Source organism: Roseofilum sp. KMC-1, from assembly GCF_057802075.1.
The window spans coordinates 3516583-3533799 of record NZ_CM173605.1 but is presented as its reverse complement, the minus strand read 5'-3'; the positions used below and the strand labels follow the sequence as shown (position 1 = coordinate 3533799).

The 17217-nt window shown below is 48.4% G+C and carries 16 protein-coding genes and 1 tRNA gene; 12 read left to right on the top strand and 5 right to left on the bottom strand.

The annotated features are described in order from the left end of the window. Window positions 1-108: 108 nt before the first annotated feature. The 3 genes from AC3FZD_RS16265 (at window position 109) to AC3FZD_RS16255 (ending at window position 3653) form a co-directional block, all read left to right on the top strand. Window positions 109-981 carry a tRNA (5-methylaminomethyl-2-thiouridine)(34)-methyltransferase MnmD gene (locus AC3FZD_RS16265; RefSeq protein WP_488737035.1) on the top strand — a complete coding sequence of 291 codons (873 nt, stop codon included), beginning with the start codon at window positions 109-111 and terminating at the stop codon, window positions 979-981. 151 nt (window positions 982-1132) lie between these two features. Further along, window positions 1133-2425 carry a serine hydroxymethyltransferase gene (gene glyA / locus AC3FZD_RS16260; RefSeq protein WP_488737034.1) on the top strand — a complete coding sequence of 431 codons (1293 nt, stop codon included), beginning with the start codon at window positions 1133-1135 and terminating at the stop codon, window positions 2423-2425. A gap of 178 nt (window positions 2426-2603) precedes the next feature. Beyond that, window positions 2604-3653 carry an MraY family glycosyltransferase gene (locus tag AC3FZD_RS16255; RefSeq protein WP_488740363.1) on the top strand — a complete coding sequence of 350 codons (1050 nt, stop codon included), beginning with the start codon at window positions 2604-2606 and terminating at the stop codon, window positions 3651-3653. A 23-nt stretch (window positions 3654-3676) separates the two neighbouring features. On the opposite strand, the gene AC3FZD_RS16250 is transcribed toward AC3FZD_RS16255, so the two are convergent. Next, the gene (locus AC3FZD_RS16250; protein WP_488737033.1) at window positions 3677-3838 is read right to left on the bottom strand and encodes a hypothetical protein; all 162 of its coding nucleotides are present in this window, start codon (window positions 3836-3838) and stop codon (window positions 3677-3679) included. A 108-nt stretch (window positions 3839-3946) separates the two neighbouring features. On the opposite strand from AC3FZD_RS16250, the gene AC3FZD_RS16245 reads away from it, so the two are divergent. From AC3FZD_RS16245 to AC3FZD_RS16235, 3 genes are all read left to right on the top strand, one after another. Further along, complete coding sequence (locus tag AC3FZD_RS16245; protein ID WP_488737032.1) at window positions 3947-4972, top strand: ABC transporter permease; 1026 nt, start codon at window positions 3947-3949, stop codon at window positions 4970-4972. A 143-nt stretch (window positions 4973-5115) separates the two neighbouring features. Continuing rightward, window positions 5116-6198 carry a photosystem II q(b) protein gene (gene psbA / locus AC3FZD_RS16240; RefSeq protein ID WP_488737031.1) on the top strand — a complete coding sequence of 361 codons (1083 nt, stop codon included), beginning with the start codon at window positions 5116-5118 and terminating at the stop codon, window positions 6196-6198. A gap of 168 nt (window positions 6199-6366) precedes the next feature. Further along, window positions 6367-7566: a Coenzyme F420 hydrogenase/dehydrogenase, beta subunit C-terminal domain gene (locus AC3FZD_RS16235; RefSeq protein ID WP_488737030.1), complete on the top strand. Its 1200-nt coding sequence runs from the start codon at window positions 6367-6369 to the stop codon at window positions 7564-7566. Window positions 7567-7825: 259 nt separating this feature from the next. On the opposite strand, the gene menB is transcribed toward AC3FZD_RS16235, so the two are convergent. The 3 genes from menB to AC3FZD_RS16220 all read right to left on the bottom strand — a co-directional run bounded on the left by menB (window position 7826) and on the right by AC3FZD_RS16220 (window position 10856). Beyond that, complete coding sequence (gene menB, locus AC3FZD_RS16230; protein WP_488737029.1) at window positions 7826-8659, bottom strand: 1,4-dihydroxy-2-naphthoyl-CoA synthase; 834 nt, start codon at window positions 8657-8659, stop codon at window positions 7826-7828. 85 nt (window positions 8660-8744) lie between these two features. After that, window positions 8745-10151 carry a hemolysin family protein gene (locus AC3FZD_RS16225; RefSeq protein ID WP_488737028.1) on the bottom strand — a complete coding sequence of 469 codons (1407 nt, stop codon included), beginning with the start codon at window positions 10149-10151 and terminating at the stop codon, window positions 8745-8747. Beyond that, window positions 10152-10856: a hypothetical protein gene (locus AC3FZD_RS16220; protein ID WP_488737027.1), complete on the bottom strand. Its 705-nt coding sequence runs from the start codon at window positions 10854-10856 to the stop codon at window positions 10152-10154. Window positions 10857-11066: 210 nt separating this feature from the next. Between AC3FZD_RS16220 and AC3FZD_RS16215 the strand changes: the two genes are divergently transcribed. Beyond that, window positions 11067-11139 (top strand) — tRNA-Met (locus AC3FZD_RS16215). A gap of 87 nt (window positions 11140-11226) precedes the next feature. Here the strand turns inward: AC3FZD_RS16215 and AC3FZD_RS16210 are convergent. After that, window positions 11227-11745: a hypothetical protein gene (locus tag AC3FZD_RS16210; protein WP_488737026.1), complete on the bottom strand. Its 519-nt coding sequence runs from the start codon at window positions 11743-11745 to the stop codon at window positions 11227-11229. A 139-nt stretch (window positions 11746-11884) separates the two neighbouring features. Between AC3FZD_RS16210 and pyrE the strand changes: the two genes are divergently transcribed. The 5 genes from pyrE (at window position 11885) to AC3FZD_RS16185 (ending at window position 17127) form a co-directional block, all read left to right on the top strand. After that, entirely contained in the window at window positions 11885-12466 is a 582-nt protein-coding gene (pyrE, locus tag AC3FZD_RS16205) for an orotate phosphoribosyltransferase (protein ID WP_488737025.1), read from the top strand. A gap of 141 nt (window positions 12467-12607) precedes the next feature. After that, window positions 12608-12934: a heavy metal-binding domain-containing protein gene (locus AC3FZD_RS16200; RefSeq protein WP_488737024.1), complete on the top strand. Its 327-nt coding sequence runs from the start codon at window positions 12608-12610 to the stop codon at window positions 12932-12934. A gap of 3 nt (window positions 12935-12937) precedes the next feature. Then, complete coding sequence (locus tag AC3FZD_RS16195; RefSeq protein WP_488737023.1) at window positions 12938-13522, top strand: molybdenum cofactor guanylyltransferase; 585 nt, start codon at window positions 12938-12940, stop codon at window positions 13520-13522. Between the two features lie 180 nt (window positions 13523-13702). Further along, a complete protein-coding gene (locus tag AC3FZD_RS16190; RefSeq protein ID WP_488737022.1) occupies window positions 13703-14500 on the top strand; it encodes a Uma2 family endonuclease in 798 nt (265 codons plus the stop codon). Between the two features lie 158 nt (window positions 14501-14658). Beyond that, window positions 14659-17127 (top strand): ATP-dependent Clp protease ATP-binding subunit, encoded by a 2469-nt coding sequence (locus AC3FZD_RS16185; RefSeq protein ID WP_488737021.1) that lies wholly within the window; start codon window positions 14659-14661, stop codon window positions 17125-17127. Window positions 17128-17217: the final 90 nt, after the last annotated feature.

Below are 17217 nucleotides of genomic sequence, written 5' to 3'. Positions count from 1 at the left end.
AGTTAATCTCGAAAATCTCCAACTTTGCCCGCAAACGAGTCACTTTTTTAAGCGCCTAATGTTAAGCAAAATTTGACAAAATACCTAAAATAGGGTAGTGGATCGAGAATGGATCGAATAACCCCTTTTACCCCTCAACCTACGGGTGATGGATCGTGGACATTTTTTTCTGCTGAATTTGGGGAAATGTTTCACTCCCATCATGGAGCAAAGCAGGAAGCCAAAAAGAAGTTTGTAGAACCGACGCGACTGGCCGAGCGATCGCCCAAAGGTGAAGTCGGTTTGCTCGATATTTGTTATGGTCTGGGATATAACAGCGCCAGCGCTCTAGAAACCCTGTGGTCAGAGAATCCCCAGTGTCAGGTGCATTGGGTGGGATTAGAAGTAGATGAGCGAGTGCCCAAAATGGCGATCGCCCACCAATTCCACCAAAATTGGCCCCCTCCCCTTCAAACCATTTTGCCCCAACTGGCCAGCACCGGAAGAGCCACCACACCCCAATTCACCGGCAAACTGCACATCGGGGACGCTCGGCAAACCCTAAAGGCTATCATTGCCCAAGGTTTCCAAGCCGATGCCATCTTCCTCGATCCCTTTTCTCCTCCCACCTGTCCCCAACTTTGGACAGTGGAGTTCTTAAGATTAGTCGCCCAAGTCCTCAAACCAGAGGGTTATCTGGCCACTTACTCCTGTGCAGCTTCAGTTCGCGCTGCTCTGAAATTAGCCGAATTTGAGATCGGAACAACCCTACCAGTAGGCCGAAAATCACCAGGAACCTTAGCCCGATTTTGCTCAGAAGATCTGATCCCCTTATCCAAGCAAGAGCAAGAACACCTGCAAACCCGCGCCGCTATTCCCTATCGAGACCCCAGCTTAACGGATACGGCTGAAGTCATTCACGAGCGCCGAAAACGGGAACAGCAAAACAGCACCCTAGAGCCGAGTTCCCATTGGAAAAAGCGCTGGGCAGAGACAAGGTAGGAAAAAGAACTTTTGCCTAAAAATTTGAAGGAAGTTTTGAGCCACAACCAAGCTATGATCGACAGGATAAGGGAGGGAGAAAACCATAACCTCATTCCCTTCCCCTTGGCCGTAAACTAGATCATTGTTCCCATAAGAGGAAACCCAACCCGTGAGTCAAACGAATCTATCTAACCTAGACTTGTTAAACCAAACTGACCCCACCGTAACCGAATTGCTACAAAAAGAACTGGGACGGCAGAGGGAACACTTGGAACTCATTGCCAGTGAGAACTTCGCTTCACCTGCGGTTATGGCAGCCCAAGGTTCAGTTTTGACCAATAAATATGCAGAAGGACTGCCCCAAAAGCGCTATTACGGAGGCTGTGAATTTATTGACCAAATCGAACAACTAGCCATTGACCGGGCCAAACAACTCTTTGGTGCGGCCCATGTGAACGTTCAACCCCATTCTGGGGCCCAAGCCAATTTTGCCGTCTTTCTGGCTCTGCTAGAGCCGGGAGATACCATTTTAGGTATGGATTTGTCCCATGGCGGCCATTTAACCCATGGCTCCCCCGTGAATGTCTCTGGAAAATGGTTTAAGGTTGTCCAATATGGGGTCAATAAAGAGACGGAACGCCTAGATTTTGACCAAATTCGGGAAATTGCCCTAGAGCATAAACCCAAACTCATCATCTGTGGTTATTCTGCTTATCCGAGAAGGATAGAATTTGAAAAATTCCGGGCGATCGCCGATGAAATTGGAGCTTACCTGCTGGCCGATATTGCCCATATTGCCGGTTTAGTGGCCACCGGCCATCATCCCAACCCCCTCCCCCATTGCCATGTGGTTACCACTACCACCCACAAAACCCTGCGCGGCCCCAGGGGTGGGTTAATCATGACCAATGATGATAAGCTAGGCAAAGCTTTTAATAAAGCCGTGTTTCCTGGAACCCAAGGAGGCCCCCTAGAGCATGTGATCGCAGCTAAAGCCGTAGCCTTTGGGGAAGCCCTACAACCGGCATTTAAAGACTATTCTGAGCAAGTCATCAAAAATGCGGCTGCCCTAGCCAAGCAACTGCAAAACCGAGGTCTGAGAATCGTTTCTGGAGGTACAGATAACCACTTAATGCTGGTAGATCTGCGCTCTGTAAACATGACCGGTAAACAAGCGGATCAATTGGTGAGTACGGTCAATATTACGGCTAATAAAAATACCGTCCCCTTCGATCCTGAATCGCCTTTTGTTACCAGTGGTCTACGCTTAGGCTCTCCTGCCATGACGACACGGGGGATGAGAGAATGGGAATTTACGGAAATTGGTAATATCATTAGCGACTTGCTGCTTAATCCAGAGGATGAAGCCGTCCGCCAAGAGTGTAAAAACCGAGTCGCCACCCTGTGCGATCGCTTCCCCCTCTATCCCCACCTGCAAATTCGCACCCCTGCCCTGGTGTGATGCGGGAGATGGGGACGAGGTGACGCGGTGACGCGGAGATGGGGAAGGGTTAATTCCCCCATGCCCCCACTCCTCCCTTGACATCTGTAATCAATGATGTCTGAAATGTAGTAGAACCCTAGTAGACCCCCTAATTAAAGCCTTGACTCTGCTCTCGGTCTTATCCACAGAATTTCAGATGCCCTTACAGATGTACCATCTGATTGCCTTCGCCGTATCCACTTTAGTTGTCCTTGGGAGTACCCCCATCGTCAAACATATTGGCCTGAAAAGTGGGAAAGTTGACCAACCCAGTGGACGCAAAGTTCACTCCCGACCCATGGTACGCTTGGGGGGAGTTTCCATTTTTCTCGGTACGCTCACCGCTCTCTTAATTGTCTGGTGGGCAGGTGGATTTGGAATTTTACCCCCCCATAAAGAATATGAAGTATGGGGCGTAACCATTGGCGGTTTAGCCTTTTTTGCCATCGGTTTAGCCGACGATCTCTTTAGTCTCTCCCCCTTTTCTCGCTTGTTCATGCAAGTGGTCGTTGCCCTCGGTGCATGGCAGATGGGGGTACAAATTAGCTTTTTAAGTATTCCCTTCATGGGATTGGTAACCCTACCGGATTGGATTAGCATTCCCATTACTATCTTGTGGTTAGTGGGCATGGTGAACGCGATTAACTGGATTGATGGTTTAGATGGTTTGGCAGCCGGAGTTTGTGGCATTGCGGCTGTAGTAATGCTGATTGTGAGCTTGTTTATGGATCAATCAGCAGCCGCTCTGATTGCAGCAGCTTTGGCCGGTGGGGCGCTGGGTTTTCTACGCTACAATTTCAATCCTGCCCAGATTTTTATGGGGGATGGAGGAGCTTATTTTATGGGCTTTACCCTGGCAGGTGTAGGGGTAATCGGATTAGTGAAAACTACGGCAGTGACGGCAGTATTGTTACCCTATCTGATCTTAGCTGTGCCCTTGTTGGATATGTCAGCCGTAATCCTCGATCGCCTCCTCAATGGACGATCTCCCTTTATCGCCGATAAACGCCACCTCCATCACCGTCTCTTACAAGCAGGCTTATCCCATCGCTTAACCGTTCTGTTTATCTATGCCCTCACCCTCTGGGTGGGTAGTCTTGCCCTCGCCTTTTCCGGTATTCCTAGTGGCTATGGTTACGCTGCTGGTGCGACAGTTCTCTTGATTTACACTATTTGGAAAGCCAAACAACAGACGGCAAAATCCTAGGAGTTAACTCAAACGGACGTTAATTAAACGATTCTTTCCCCAATGAATTGACGTAAAGCTTCTTCGGCTGAAATTTCATCGTCTTGGGCTTGCTCTAAAAAGTGATACAAATCGGCTTTTGCGACGAGGGGAAAGGTTGGCGAGTTTGGGCACTCCTGATAATGGGTAGCAATTTCAGAAATCATCTGCACTGGCCTCTGTAATGATGGAAATACCTCCACAACAGCCCATAATAATCATTGAGGCCCCCGATCGCCCCTAAAATAAGGACTGATTGTTAAGTTACCCCTTTTATGTCCCGTTCTAAGGCTCTCCAGTATTATATTCTGACCCGTGTGCTGTTGGCTCCCCTGATGTTGTGGCTGATTGTTACCCTGGTCTTCCTGTTATTAAGGGCGACTCCGGGAGATCCGGTGGATGCTATTTATGGGGCGAGAGCGTCCGCAGAGGCGAAGGAACAGCTACGGCAACAGTTGGGGTTAGATTTGCCTTTGGGGTTACAGTATCTGAATTATTTGGGCCGTTTGTTGCAGTTGGATTTGGGTACATCCTTAACCAGTCGCGGACAAACGGTTTGGGAGATCATTGGCTTGCATTTTCCGGCAACAGTGGAGTTGGCGATCTGTAGTATGGCGGTGGCCCTGGCGATCGGGATTACGATTGGTACATTGGCAGCTTCCCGGCCAAATACGCCTTTGGATGGGGTGGCTCGGTTGTTTAGCATTATTACTTATTCAGTGCCGCCGTTTTGGGCGGGGATGCTCTTGCAGTTGATTTTTGCGGTCGAGCTGCAATGGTTTCCTCTCGGCACTCGCTTTGCCCTGGGAGCAACCCCTCCCCAGGGGTTAACAGGGCTTTATGCGATCGATAGTCTGTTAAGTGGGAATTTGGGACAGTTTTGGATTTCAATTCATCATTTGGCGCTGCCCTCTTTGACGTTGGGGTTGTTGCTCAGTGGGATTTTTGAGCGCATTGTGCGGGTGAATCTGCAACAAACCCTGAAGGCGGATTATGTCGAAGCGGCAAAAGCCAGGGGAATTCCAGAGGTGAGGATTTTGTTAGCCCATGCGCTGAAAAATGCGCTGATTCCGGTGATTACGATTTTGGGGTTGACGTTAGCCTCTCTGTTAGGAGGGGCGGTGTTGACGGAGGTGACCTTTTCTTGGCCGGGTTTGGGGAATCGGTTATATGAGGCGATTAGCGATCGCGACTATACCACCGTTCAAGGGGTCGTCGTCTTCTTCGCCTCCATTGTCGTCATCGCCAGTATTGCGATCGATATTCTCAATGCTTATGTCGATCCGAGAATTCGCTATTAAACCGATAAGCTCAGTTAATGTCAATCATCAGGATCGCTAAATTAAAAAGGCTTTACAAAACTACACAAAATTGTTTATATTAGAAATGTGGACGGAAAAAAACCGCCACAGAACCTAGAAAAATAAATAGCAATCATAAAAACATGACCACAACTCTTCAACAAAGCTCCAACGCGAGCGCTTGGGAGCGGTTCTGCCAGTGGGTAACCTCAACCGAAAACCGCCTCTATGTAGGCTGGTTCGGCGTACTGATGATCCCCACCCTCTTAACCGCAACCATCTGCTACATCATCGCTTTCGTAGCAGCTCCTCCCGTAGACATCGATGGCATCCGCGAACCCGTAGCCGGTTCCTTGCTGTACGGAAACAACATCATCTCTGGTGCAGTTGTTCCTTCTTCAAATGCGATCGGTCTGCACTTCTACCCCATCTGGGAAGCTGCTTCCTTAGATGAGTGGTTGTACAACGGAGGCCCCTACCAGCTCGTTATTTTCCACTTCCTGATCGGTGTATTCGCTTACATGGGTCGTGAGTGGGAACTGAGCTACCGCTTAGGAATGCGTCCTTGGATTTGCGTAGCTTACAGCGCCCCTGTAGCTGCTGCAACTGCTGTATTCTTAATCTACCCCATCGGACAAGGAAGCTTCTCTGATGGAATGCCTTTAGGAATTAGCGGAACCTTCAACTTCATGATTGTATTCCAAGCAGAACACAACATCCTCATGCACCCCTTCCACATGCTGGGAGTAGCTGGTGTATTCGGAGGTTCTCTGTTCTCCGCTATGCATGGTAGTTTGGTAACCTCTTCCTTAGTTCGTGAAACCACCGAAGTTGAATCTCAAAACTACGGTTACAAATTCGGACAAGAAGAAGAAACCTACAACATCGTAGCCGCTCACGGATACTTCGGACGTTTAATCTTCCAATACGCTTCTTTCAACAACAGCCGTAGCCTTCACTTCTTCTTAGGAGCTTGGCCGGTAGTCGGAATCTGGTTTACCGCACTGGGCGTAAGCACCATGGCGTTCAACCTGAATGGATTCAACTTCAACCAATCCATCATGGATTCCCAAGGTCATGTCATCAACACTTGGGCAGATGTAATCAACCGCGCTAACCTGGGTATGGAAGTAATGCACGAGCGCAACGCTCACAACTTCCCCTTAGACTTGGCTGCTGGTGAAGCCGCTCCTGTAGCTTTAACTGCTCCTTCTATCAACGGTTAATTCCAGTTTTAATCAACTGATTTAATCAAAAAACGCTCTCCTTAAGGGGAGCGTTTTTTTTTGGCTTCACTCAATCTTGATTTTTCTCTGCTCTATCCCTAGCGCGAGGCTGGCCAGTAGCGGTATGGTAATAAGGAGTGATCTTCATTGTGATTGTATATTGCCCTCATGACTTCTACTGCTCCTAAGCACCATAAAGCCAAAGCCCTAAAACCCGGTAGTGTGCGTCCGGCGAAAGAACTCTGTAGTGAATGTGGGCTGTGCGATACTTACTATATTCACTACGTTAAGGAAGCCTGCGCCTTTATTAATCAACAGATTCCGGAACTGGAAACGGAAAGTCACGGCAGAGCGCGGGATTTGGAGAATGAAAATGAACTCTATTTTGGCGTTCACCAGGAAATGATGGCCGCTCGGAAAATCGAACCCATCGAGGGGGCGCAATGGACAGGAATTGTCAGTACAATCGCCATCGAAATGTTGACTCAGGGCAAGGTAGAAGGGGTTGTGTGCGTGCAAAACACCCCCGAAGATCGATTTCAACCCATGCCCGTGATTGCCCGCACTCCAGAGGAAATTCTGGCGGCACGAGTCAATAAGCCCACCCTTTCGCCCAATTTGTCGATTTTGGAACAGGTGGAACAGTCGGGGATGAAGCGCTTGCTGGCGATCGGGGTAGGCTGTCAAATTCAAGCCCTGCGAGCGGTTGAGAAGCAATTGGGATTAGAAAAACTCTATGTGTTAGGAACGCCTTGTGTAGATAATGTCACCCGCGCTGGGTTGCAAAAGTTTTTGGAAACCACCAGTCGATCGCCGGAAACCGTGGTTCATTATGAGTTTATGCAGGATTTCCGGGTACATTTCAAACATGAGGATGGCTCTACGGAAACCGTGCCCTTTTTCGGACTGAAGACCAATCAACTCAAGGATGTGTTTGCGCCCTCCTGTATGACTTGCTTTGACTATGTGAACTCCCTCGCTGATTTAGTGGTGGGCTATATGGGCGCACCCTTCGGCTGGCAATGGATTGTCGTTCGTAATGATACGGGTAAAGAAATGCTAGAGATGGCGATGGAGCAACTGGAAACCCAGCCAGTCATGTCCAAAGGCGATCGCCATCGAGCCGTACAACAAAGTATTCCCGCCTACGATCGAGGCGTTACCTTACCCATGTGGGCAGCCCAATTAATGGGGGTAGTCATCGAAAAATTTGGCCCCAAAGGCTTAGAATACGCCCGATTTTCCATCGATTCCCACTTTACCCGCAACTATCTGTATACCAAGCGCAACTATCCGCAAAAATTGCAGCAGCATGTGCCAGAATTTGCCAAAAAAATTGTGAATCAGTATAAGCTACCGGAAGATTAACCGTTTTGTTCCCCTTACAGCGCCCTCTGTGGGGGAATGGGGGAATGGGGGAATGGGGGAATGGGGGAATGGGGAGATATCGTTTCCGCAAGCGGACATGAAAATTTGTTAAGAAGCGGGCAAGATGCCCGCACTCCTCGAATTCGTTGATATGACTGGAGTGGGAGCATCTTGCTCCCTAGATTTTTAATTAGGGTATTTAAGCGAACTTGATATTACTTATTACTTATTACTTAACAGCGCGAAGCGCTGTATCAGCCTAGGGTAACCAAGGATACTGACGAAAATTGGGCGGCCTTTTCTCTAAAAATGCCTGTTTACCTTCCGCTCCTTCCTCCGTCATATAATAAAGTAGAGTCGCATTCCCCGCCAGCTCCTGTAATCCCGCTTGACCATCACAGTCCGCATTAAAGGCAGCTTTTAAGCAGCGAATGGCGATCGGGCTTTTTTGTAAAATTTCTTGCGCCCATTGAATCCCTTCCGCTTCTAATTCTTCTACGGGAACCACATGATTAACCAAGCCCATCTCTAGGGCTTGTTGGGCAGTATACTGGCGACAGAGAAACCAGATTTCCCGCGCTTTTTTTTGACCCACAACACGAGCTAAATAACTCGCTCCAAATCCGCCATCAAAACTGCCCACTTTTGGCCCCGTTTGCCCAAAAATAGCATTATCAGCCGCTAGAGTGAGATCGCAAATCAGGTGTAAGACATGACCTCCCCCGATCGCATATCCAGCCACTAAAGCAATCACCACCTTGGGCATCGACCGAATCAATCGCTGTAAATCGAGAACATTCAGCCGAGGCACTCCCGCATCATCCACATATCCGGCTGTCCCCCGTACACTCTGGTCTCCACCAGAACAAAAGGCATATTTTCCATCCGTATGGGGGCCAGCACCCGTAAATAGAACTACGCCGATAGTAGCATCTTCCCTAGCATCACAAAAAGCATCATAGAGTTCAAATACCGTTTTGGGACGAAAGGCGTTGCGTTTATGGGGGCGATTAATGGTAATTTTCGCTATACCATCAGTTTTGTGATAAAGAATATCTTCGTAAGTTTTAACGCTTTCCCAGTTAACAGTCATAAATGCGATCGCCGGTTGAATTAGACCCCAGAATTTTACCTCAGAACACTCAATAGGGAACAGGCCATCCCCCTATCTCCCCATCTTACCCTTCTGGAGGATTGAGCAACTGCTCATCGCGACGGATACGAATTTGGTCTAAGCGTGGCCCTTCTGCTTTAACAACAGTAAACTCTAGATTGTTATAAATGAGGACTTCCCCTACGTTGGGAATTTTTTGGAGTTGAGCAATCACAAATCCCCCCAAAGTTTGATAATCATCATCTAGGGGTAAATCCAGATTGAGCATATCATTGGCTTCCTCAATATCGAGTTGAGCTTGAACCAGATAGGTTTGTTCATCAAGTTGTTGGATCAGGGGTTCTTGGCCATTATCCGGTTCTTCCGTATCGCCGATAATTTCGGCTACAATATCCTGAATCGTAATTAATCCGGCTGTCCCGCCAAACTCATCAACCACAATCACCATCGCTTGGTGCGATCGCTGCATCAACCGCAATAATTCCAATACAGGAGTATTTTCTTGTACAAATCTCGCTGGACGTACCCAGGCTTGAATCGCCGTTTCTGGCAATAAATCGCCCTTAGCTAAGGGGCCAGCGAGTTGTTTAAAGTTGACAATTCCTCGAATATCATCTAAGGAATCCGCCATAACTGGATAGCGAGAATGGCCTGTTTGTGCCACTTCATCGAGTAAATCTTGAAAAGTCGCATCATAGGCAATACTTTCAATACTGGTGCGAGGAATCATCACATCTTCAGCCACCACTTCCCCAAATTCAAACACATTATTGAGCAGCTCCCGTTCAGAAGCTTGTAGACCCATAGATTCGGTAGAGGTACTAATAATCAGTTGCAATTCTTCTGGAGTCACGCGGGTATGCCAGGTTTGGGCAGAGTAGCGAACCCCCACCGAACCGAGCAAGAACCGAGTCGAGTGATTGAGTATCCAAATAAAAGGATTAAAAAAGCGGGCGATCGCCCAACTCGGAGGGCCTAAAACCCTGGCCAACTCTTCCGAATAGAGGAGCGCCACCGATTTCGGGCATAATTCCCCTAAAACGATCTGTAAATAGGCAATCAGGATAAAAGCCAGGGGAATAGAGAGAGAATGAGTTAAGGTTTGGCGAATCGAAGGGGATAGGGGGGCATTTGAGATCGCCTCTTGTAAAATCGAAGCCATCGTATTTTCCCCAATCCATCCTAGGGCTAAACTCGATAGGGTAATGCCCAATTGGGTAGTCGAGAGCAGGCGCTCTAGATTAGCATGTAGCTTTTGTACCGTTTGTGCCGGAACATCTCCCGTAGAAACCAATTGTTGAATCCGCGATCGCCGAACGGAGACAATGGAAAACTCAGCCGTAACGAAAAAGGCATTAATGGCAATTAACAAGAAAACGGACAAAAGGCGAATAGAACCATCGGCCAGGGTTAATGCAGCCAAATAAGCAGGTATTCCCATAAACGGAGTCAACAGAATCTCTGTGTCCATTTAGCGAACGACTGGAATACCCGAAACTTGAAGATTCAGCTCTTCATTAGGATAATCCGTGAGCTTCATGGACAGGTGTTGGGAATCAGCCAACAGAGCCACCGGTACACTCACCTTACCAGAAAACTCTTCCTGATTAGGGGGAAGTTGGGAGGGCAAACCGGAAGTCATAGCCGTTAGAGAGCGGCCGCGATCGTCCGTAATATTCAACAGACTATAAAGAAAGCGCACCATCTGGGGACTATCGTTGCGAATTTTCACATCCAGTTCTAGATTATCCTGTGCTTGATGGGCCGCCGAGACTTCCAGGGTAATACCCCGATCTTGAGCGGCGATCGGAAAACCCGGTAAGGCGATCGCCGTTTCCTTTGGCTCCCCTTTCGCCTGCTTAGGAGCTTCTGGAGTCGGTTGAAAACTCTGCTGTTGTGGCTCCTTAGCCTCTTCAGCCTCTTCAGCCTCTTCACCCTCAATATAAGTTTCTACCCGTTGTAAGATATCCTCTTCCTTCAAAATCGGGACTGAAGTTTTACCCTTCGTACCCGGTTGACGATTCACCATCGTGCTAGTGGGGCTAGAGTCCGGCTGAGTAATCCCCTTCAGCGCTTCTCGACCAATATTAAACCCTAGCGCAGCACTAATAATCCCTGCACCAAACATCATCGACAGCAAAATCAATGTCAGCGCAACTGTAGAATTTAATCTCATCTTCGTCTACCTAGGTTATTCTCCGTGTTTATGCTCTTCAGTCAAGATCTCAATTATCCGATTAGTGTACGCTAACTTGAGTACAATTGAACCTCCTCATCAGCCCTATAGTGTTCACTGCCACCTTGTGCTAGGATAATCCATAGGATTGAGATCGACCCAAAGAAAATCGTTCACTCCCTAACTTTACTCTGAGTCTATCAATCTCTTGCGCCCTTGGCCGATTGGGGAGGCAGCGAACTCATAATTCGCCTTCAGACTGGTTCGATTCCAGTAGGGCGCAGTGAAACCGGATTTTAACTTAACCCCTAAGTTAAAATCCGGTTTCTGTTTCGATCCCCCTAGGGGCAAGCAACTGCACCTTGAGAATTTAGAAGAGCTGAGATGGCCGTTGTCGAATCGGTTCCGGAGGCGGGGGTAAGGGAGCCACAGGAGGAGGATTGAAAAAGGGCACAAAGGGTGCAGGCGCAGGGGGAATAGGATCGGGTTCTACGGATGCACTCGGAGAAACCACTAGGTTTTGATCGAAGGGGTTATATAAGTCTTGGGTGCGAACAATAGGTGCGCTGGTATTTTGCACTTGGCCAATATTTTTGTAGAGGATATGAACCAGTTGGGTACTCCTGCGAGTATTATGCTCAGAGAATCGGGGCAGACCTAAAAAAGTTTGGATTTGACCGATAAACGATCGCTGATAAAAGTAGTCGCCACCATTACTATAGTAAGCGGCATCAAAGAGTTCAGGAATCGATTTGTAAACCACAGCTTGATCGGGTAATACCGGATAGGGATCGGCACTATACTGGGCATTGGCTCTAGAGCTGAGGCTACATACCCCAACGGAAACGAACAGACAGAGGGAACTGATGGCTCTGAGTCGAGTTAGCATGTTTACTACTCCTCACGATTTCTAGACAATCATAGCTGATTTGGTCAGAGTTCAATGGGTGTGTCTCCAATTCTCCTGTCTGTCTTGGCCTCTGATAAAGTGTTGATCGCACTCACTTTTAGAGGAAACCTGGGAGCAGATGATGGATAATGTGACCCTACGTCAAGAGTTGCTGGATTTATTTTGTCATTTGGCTTATCAAGAGGGAGATTTTTTGCTCTCTTCGGGCCAAAAAAGTTCTTACTATATCAATAGTAAACCGGTTACGCTCCATCCCCAGGGAGCTGTTGCGGTGGGGAAGTTATTACTTAAGCAGTTACCGCCAGAAGTGCAAGCTGTTGCCGGTTTAACCTTGGGAGCCGATCCTATTGTGACAGCCGTTAGTGTCGTTTCTGCTTATGAAGAGTGTCCCATCCCAGCCTTAATTGTGCGTAAGGAAGCCAAAGGTCATGGAACCCAAGCCTATATTGAGGGGCCCAGTTTACCCCAGGGCGCTAAGGTTGTGGTTTTAGAGGATGTGGTGACTACGGGACAGTCTGCCATGAAAGCGGTAGAACGTTTGCGGGCTGTGGGGTATGAGGTTAACCAGGTGATGGCATTGGTCGATCGCCTCCAGGGAGGTGCAAAGTTTTACCAGTCCATGGGGTTAAAATTCGAGAGTTTATTTACGATTAAGGATGTGCAAGAGCGCTATCAAGAGTTACAGCGCGAAGCGCGGTAATAGGGAATGGGAAAACTATTTTTCAATCGATCTACTCCGCGAAGGCGAACATAAGTCCCTCTCCCGTGGGAGAGGGATGTAGGGCGAGGGCATAAATCAGTTAAGATCGAGCAAAATTCTGATTTGATGAGGAGTTTTATTATGCTAGTGACAACCACAGATAGTTTAGAGGGATATCAGATCACCACTTACCATGGTGTGGTCAGTGGTGAGGCTATTTTAGGGGCGAATATCTTCAAAGACTTTTTTGCCGGTATTCGTGATATTGTGGGTGGGCGATCGGGAGCTTATGAGCGATCGCTCCGGGAAGCGAAAGAAACCGCTATGAGAGAAATGATGGCGGACGCTCAGAAAATGGGCGCAAATGCGGTTATCGGTGTCGATCTCGATTATGAAACCATTTCTGTTTCCGGCGGTAGTAGTATGCTGATGGTTGCGGCAAGTGGAACGGCAGTAAGCTATCAATAACCGATGTCTAAATTTCCCAGTGCTACTGTCGCCAGTGTAATTTTAGCCGGGGGGCAAAGTTCCCGTATGGGAGAGGATAAGGCTTCGATCCCCTGGAATGGGGTTCCTTTGCTGCAACGGGTAGCGGAAGCGGCTGCACAATGTACAGAGAAAGTGTATATTGTCACTCCTTGGCCAGAGCGCTATCAGGCGATCGCCCCCCCAGAGTGCCAATGGCTCGGCGAATCTCACCCCGGAAAAGGGCCATTAAGTGCCCTCTCTCAAGTTTGGGAAAGCATTCAAAATCCCTGGATTTTACTCCTAGGCTGCGATTTACCCAACTTAGACCCCAAACTCCTACAGCACTGGATCGCGCAACTGTCCCAGATTCCTCAATCTACCTTAGCGGTTGTGCCTCTTCAGGGAAAGCACTGGGAACCCTTGTGTGGATTTTACAGTTCCGAACTTCAATCTGATTTAAAGTCCTTTCTCCAGAATGGCGGTAACTCCTTTCAACAGTGGTTATCCTCCATTCGAGTCCAACCCTTACCCGTAGATGTCACAGTCGCTCAGATGCTCCACAACTGCAATACACCAGAGGATTTATAGCCCCTGTTGTTTAGGAATTACCAAAAATCTGGGTGGCAGTCAAATTGAGGTTAGGAAAGGCTGGAGATTCAAGGGGAGTATTATCCCGAAATTGACTAACGCTTATTTCTATTGTGGCACAAGTTTTCGATGAAGAAGAGTATACTAAAACTCAATAGTCCATGATTCCAGAGGTGAGCCATGTCTGTTGAACTGACCCCAACTTTAGAAACTGAAACCGAGCAAGAATGGACTCCTCCCTTACCCCCTACTGACTTAATTTTTGATGATGGAGAGACATTGGAAAGTAATCGCCACCGCATCGCCATGAATGTCCTGATTGAAGCCATCCACCAAGTTTATGAAGGACGCGATGACTATTTTACCGGTGGAAATATGTTTATCTATTACAGTAGTCGGCAAGCCCGCGATCGCGATTTTAGAGGGCCAGATTTTTTTGTAGCCTTAAATGTCGATGGCACAAAAGAGCGTCAAGGTTGGGTGGTTTGGGAAGAGGAAGGACGTTATCCAGATGTCATTGTTGAACTGATGTCTCCCTCAACAGCGAGGGAGGATCGAGGTCGAAAAAAAGATATCTATGAGCAAACATTTAAAACAAGAGATTATTTTATTTATAATCCCTTCGATCGCCGGTCTTTGCAAGGATGGCATTTAGACAGTAATGGCCGCTATCAGGAAATTGTTCCTGACGAACGAGGATGGTTATGGTGTGAGAGTTTGGAGTTATGGTTAGGCGTTTGGGACGGAACGCTGACAAAAGAAAAGGCTCCTTGGTTACGGTTCTTTGATGCCGAGGGTAACTTAATTCTGCTCTCTCAAGAGTTAGCTCCACAAGAGCGAGAACGGGCTGAACAAGAACGGGAACGGGCTGAACAAGAACGGGAACGGGCTAATACTGCTGAGGCCAGATTACAAGAACTACAGGAGCGCTTGCAAGCCATGGGCATCGATCCCAATACACTGAACCCTAGTGATTGAGGATTTCCCCATTCCCCCATTCCCCCATTCCCCCATCCCCATTTTCCAGAGAAGGGCGGAAAACCGGACTAAATTCTGTTACTGACCGCACAATAGCCTAACGATTTTCCTATGCTAGAATCAGCTTACCAGAAAGCAGCAGGTGATGGGAAAACGCCATGTTTGAACGCTTCACAGAAAAAGCCATTAAGGTGATCATGTTAGCTCAGGAGGAGGCCCGCCGCCTGGGTCACAATTTCGTGGGTACAGAACAGATCCTTCTCGGTTTAATAGGAGAAGGAACGGGAGTAGCCGCGAAAGTCCTCAAATCCATGGGGGTTAATCTTAAGGATGCCCGCATTGAGGTAGAAAAGATCATCGGTCGGGGTTCGGGGTTTGTCGCCGTCGAGATTCCATTTACCCCCAGAGCCAAGCGGGTTCTAGAGTTATCCTTAGAAGAAGCTCGTCAATTGGGCCATAACTATATTGGCACAGAGCATCTACTTTTGGGGTTGATCCGCGAAGGTGAAGGGGTAGCCGCTCGTGTCCTAGAAAATTTGGGCGTGGATCTGTCTAAGGTTCGTACTCAGGTGATCCGGATGCTCGGTGAAACCGCCGAGGTTTCGGCTGTGGGTGGCAGATCCTCCAATAAGACCCCGACATTAGATGAATTTGGGTCAAATTTAACCCAATTGGCCGCTGAAGGAAAACTCGATCCGGTAGTTGGTCGGCAAACGGAAATTGAACGGGTGATCCAAATCTTGGGTCGGCGGACTAAAAATAACCCGGTACTGATCGGTGAACCAGGGGTGGGTAAAACGGCGATCGCCGAAGGATTGGCCCAACGCATTTCTCATGGTGATATCCCCGATATCCTGGAAGATAAGCGCGTGGTGACCCTCGATATCGGTCTGCTGGTAGCTGGAACCAAGTACCGAGGGGAGTTTGAAGAGCGGCTGAAGAAAATTATGGATGAAATCCGCTCGGCAGCCAATGTAATCCTGGTCATTGATGAAGTCCATACCTTGATCGGTGCAGGAGCAGCAGAAGGAGCCATCGATGCCGCCAATATCCTCAAACCCGCCCTCGCTCGCGGTGAGCTTCAATGCATTGGAGCTACCACCTTAGATGAGTATCGCAAACATATCGAGCGGGATGCGGCCCTAGAGCGGCGTTTTCAACCCGTAATGGTGGGTGAGCCATCCGTAGACGAAACTATCGAGATCTTGCACGGACTGCGCGAGCGCTACGAACAACATCACAAGCTGAAAATTTCCGATCAAGCTTTGGAAGCAGCCGCTAAATTAAGCGATCGCTATATTTCTGACCGCTACCTTCCCGACAAAGCCATCGACTTGATTGATGAAGCGGGTTCGCGGGTACGCTTAATCAACTCCCAACTGCCCCCCGCAGCCAAAGAACTCGATCGCGAATTGCGCGGAGTTCTCAAGCAAAAAGATGACGCAGTACGCTCCCAAGACTTTGACCGAGCTGGGGAATTACGCGATCGCGAAATGGAACTCAAATCCCAAATTCGCACCATTGCCAACAAAGGCAAAGACGCAGGTTCTGTCAACGATGACCCCGTGGTTACCGAGGAAGATATCGCCCATATCGTCGCCTCCTGGACGGGCGTTCCCGTCAACAAACTGACGGAAACCGAATCCGAAAAACTCCTCCATATGGAAGACACCCTCCATACCCGGATCATCGGTCAAGAAGATGCCGTCAAAGCCGTCTCCCGTGCCATCCGACGGGCCCGTGTTGGTCTGAAAAACCCCAACCGACCCATTGCCAGCTTCATCTTCTCCGGGCCCACCGGGGTTGGAAAAACCGAGTTAACCAAAGCTCTGGCTTCCTACTTCTTCGGTTCCGAAGAAGCCATGATTCGCTTGGATATGTCCGAATACATGGAACGGCACACCGTCAGCAAACTGATCGGGTCTCCTCCCGGATATGTAGGATACAACGAAGGGGGGCAACTCACGGAAGCCGTTCGCCGTCGTCCCTATACTGTCGTTCTCTTCGATGAAATCGAAAAAGCACACCCTGACATCTTCAACATGCTACTGCAAATCCTAGAAGATGGTCGCCTCACTGATGCGAAAGGACGCACCGTAGACTTCAAAAATACCCTATTGATCATGACCAGTAACATCGGGTCTAAGGTGATCGAAAAAGGTGGCGGTGGACTTGGGTTCGAGTTCGAGGACAACGCCGAAGATGCCCAATATAACCGCATCCGTTCCTTAGTCAACGAAGAACTTAAAGCCTACTTCCGTCCTGAGTTCCTCAACCGGTTAGATGAAATTATCGTCTTCCGCCAGTTGAACAAACAAGAAGTCAAAGAAATTGCCGAAATCTTGCTCAAGGATGTCTTCAAGCGCTTAACCGAAAAAGACATTACCTTGCAAGTGACCGATAAGTTCAAAGACCGGTTAATTGAAGAAGGATATAATCCCGCCTATGGTGCGCGTCCCCTGCGCCGGGCAATTATGCGCCTGTTGGAGGATACCCTGGCTGAGGAACTGCTCTCTGGCCGCTTGGGTGAAGGGTCTACGGCTACCGTGGATATTGATGAGTCGGGACAAGTCAAGATCATTGCCCAAGATAAACAGACTCCAGTATTAACCAAGGCTACGGATTAAGGAAAGCTAAAATTAATCCTTGCGTTTAACTTAAATTTAGACGGTTGATTGAACTTCAACCGTCTTTCTTTTTTTCGATCTATGACAATT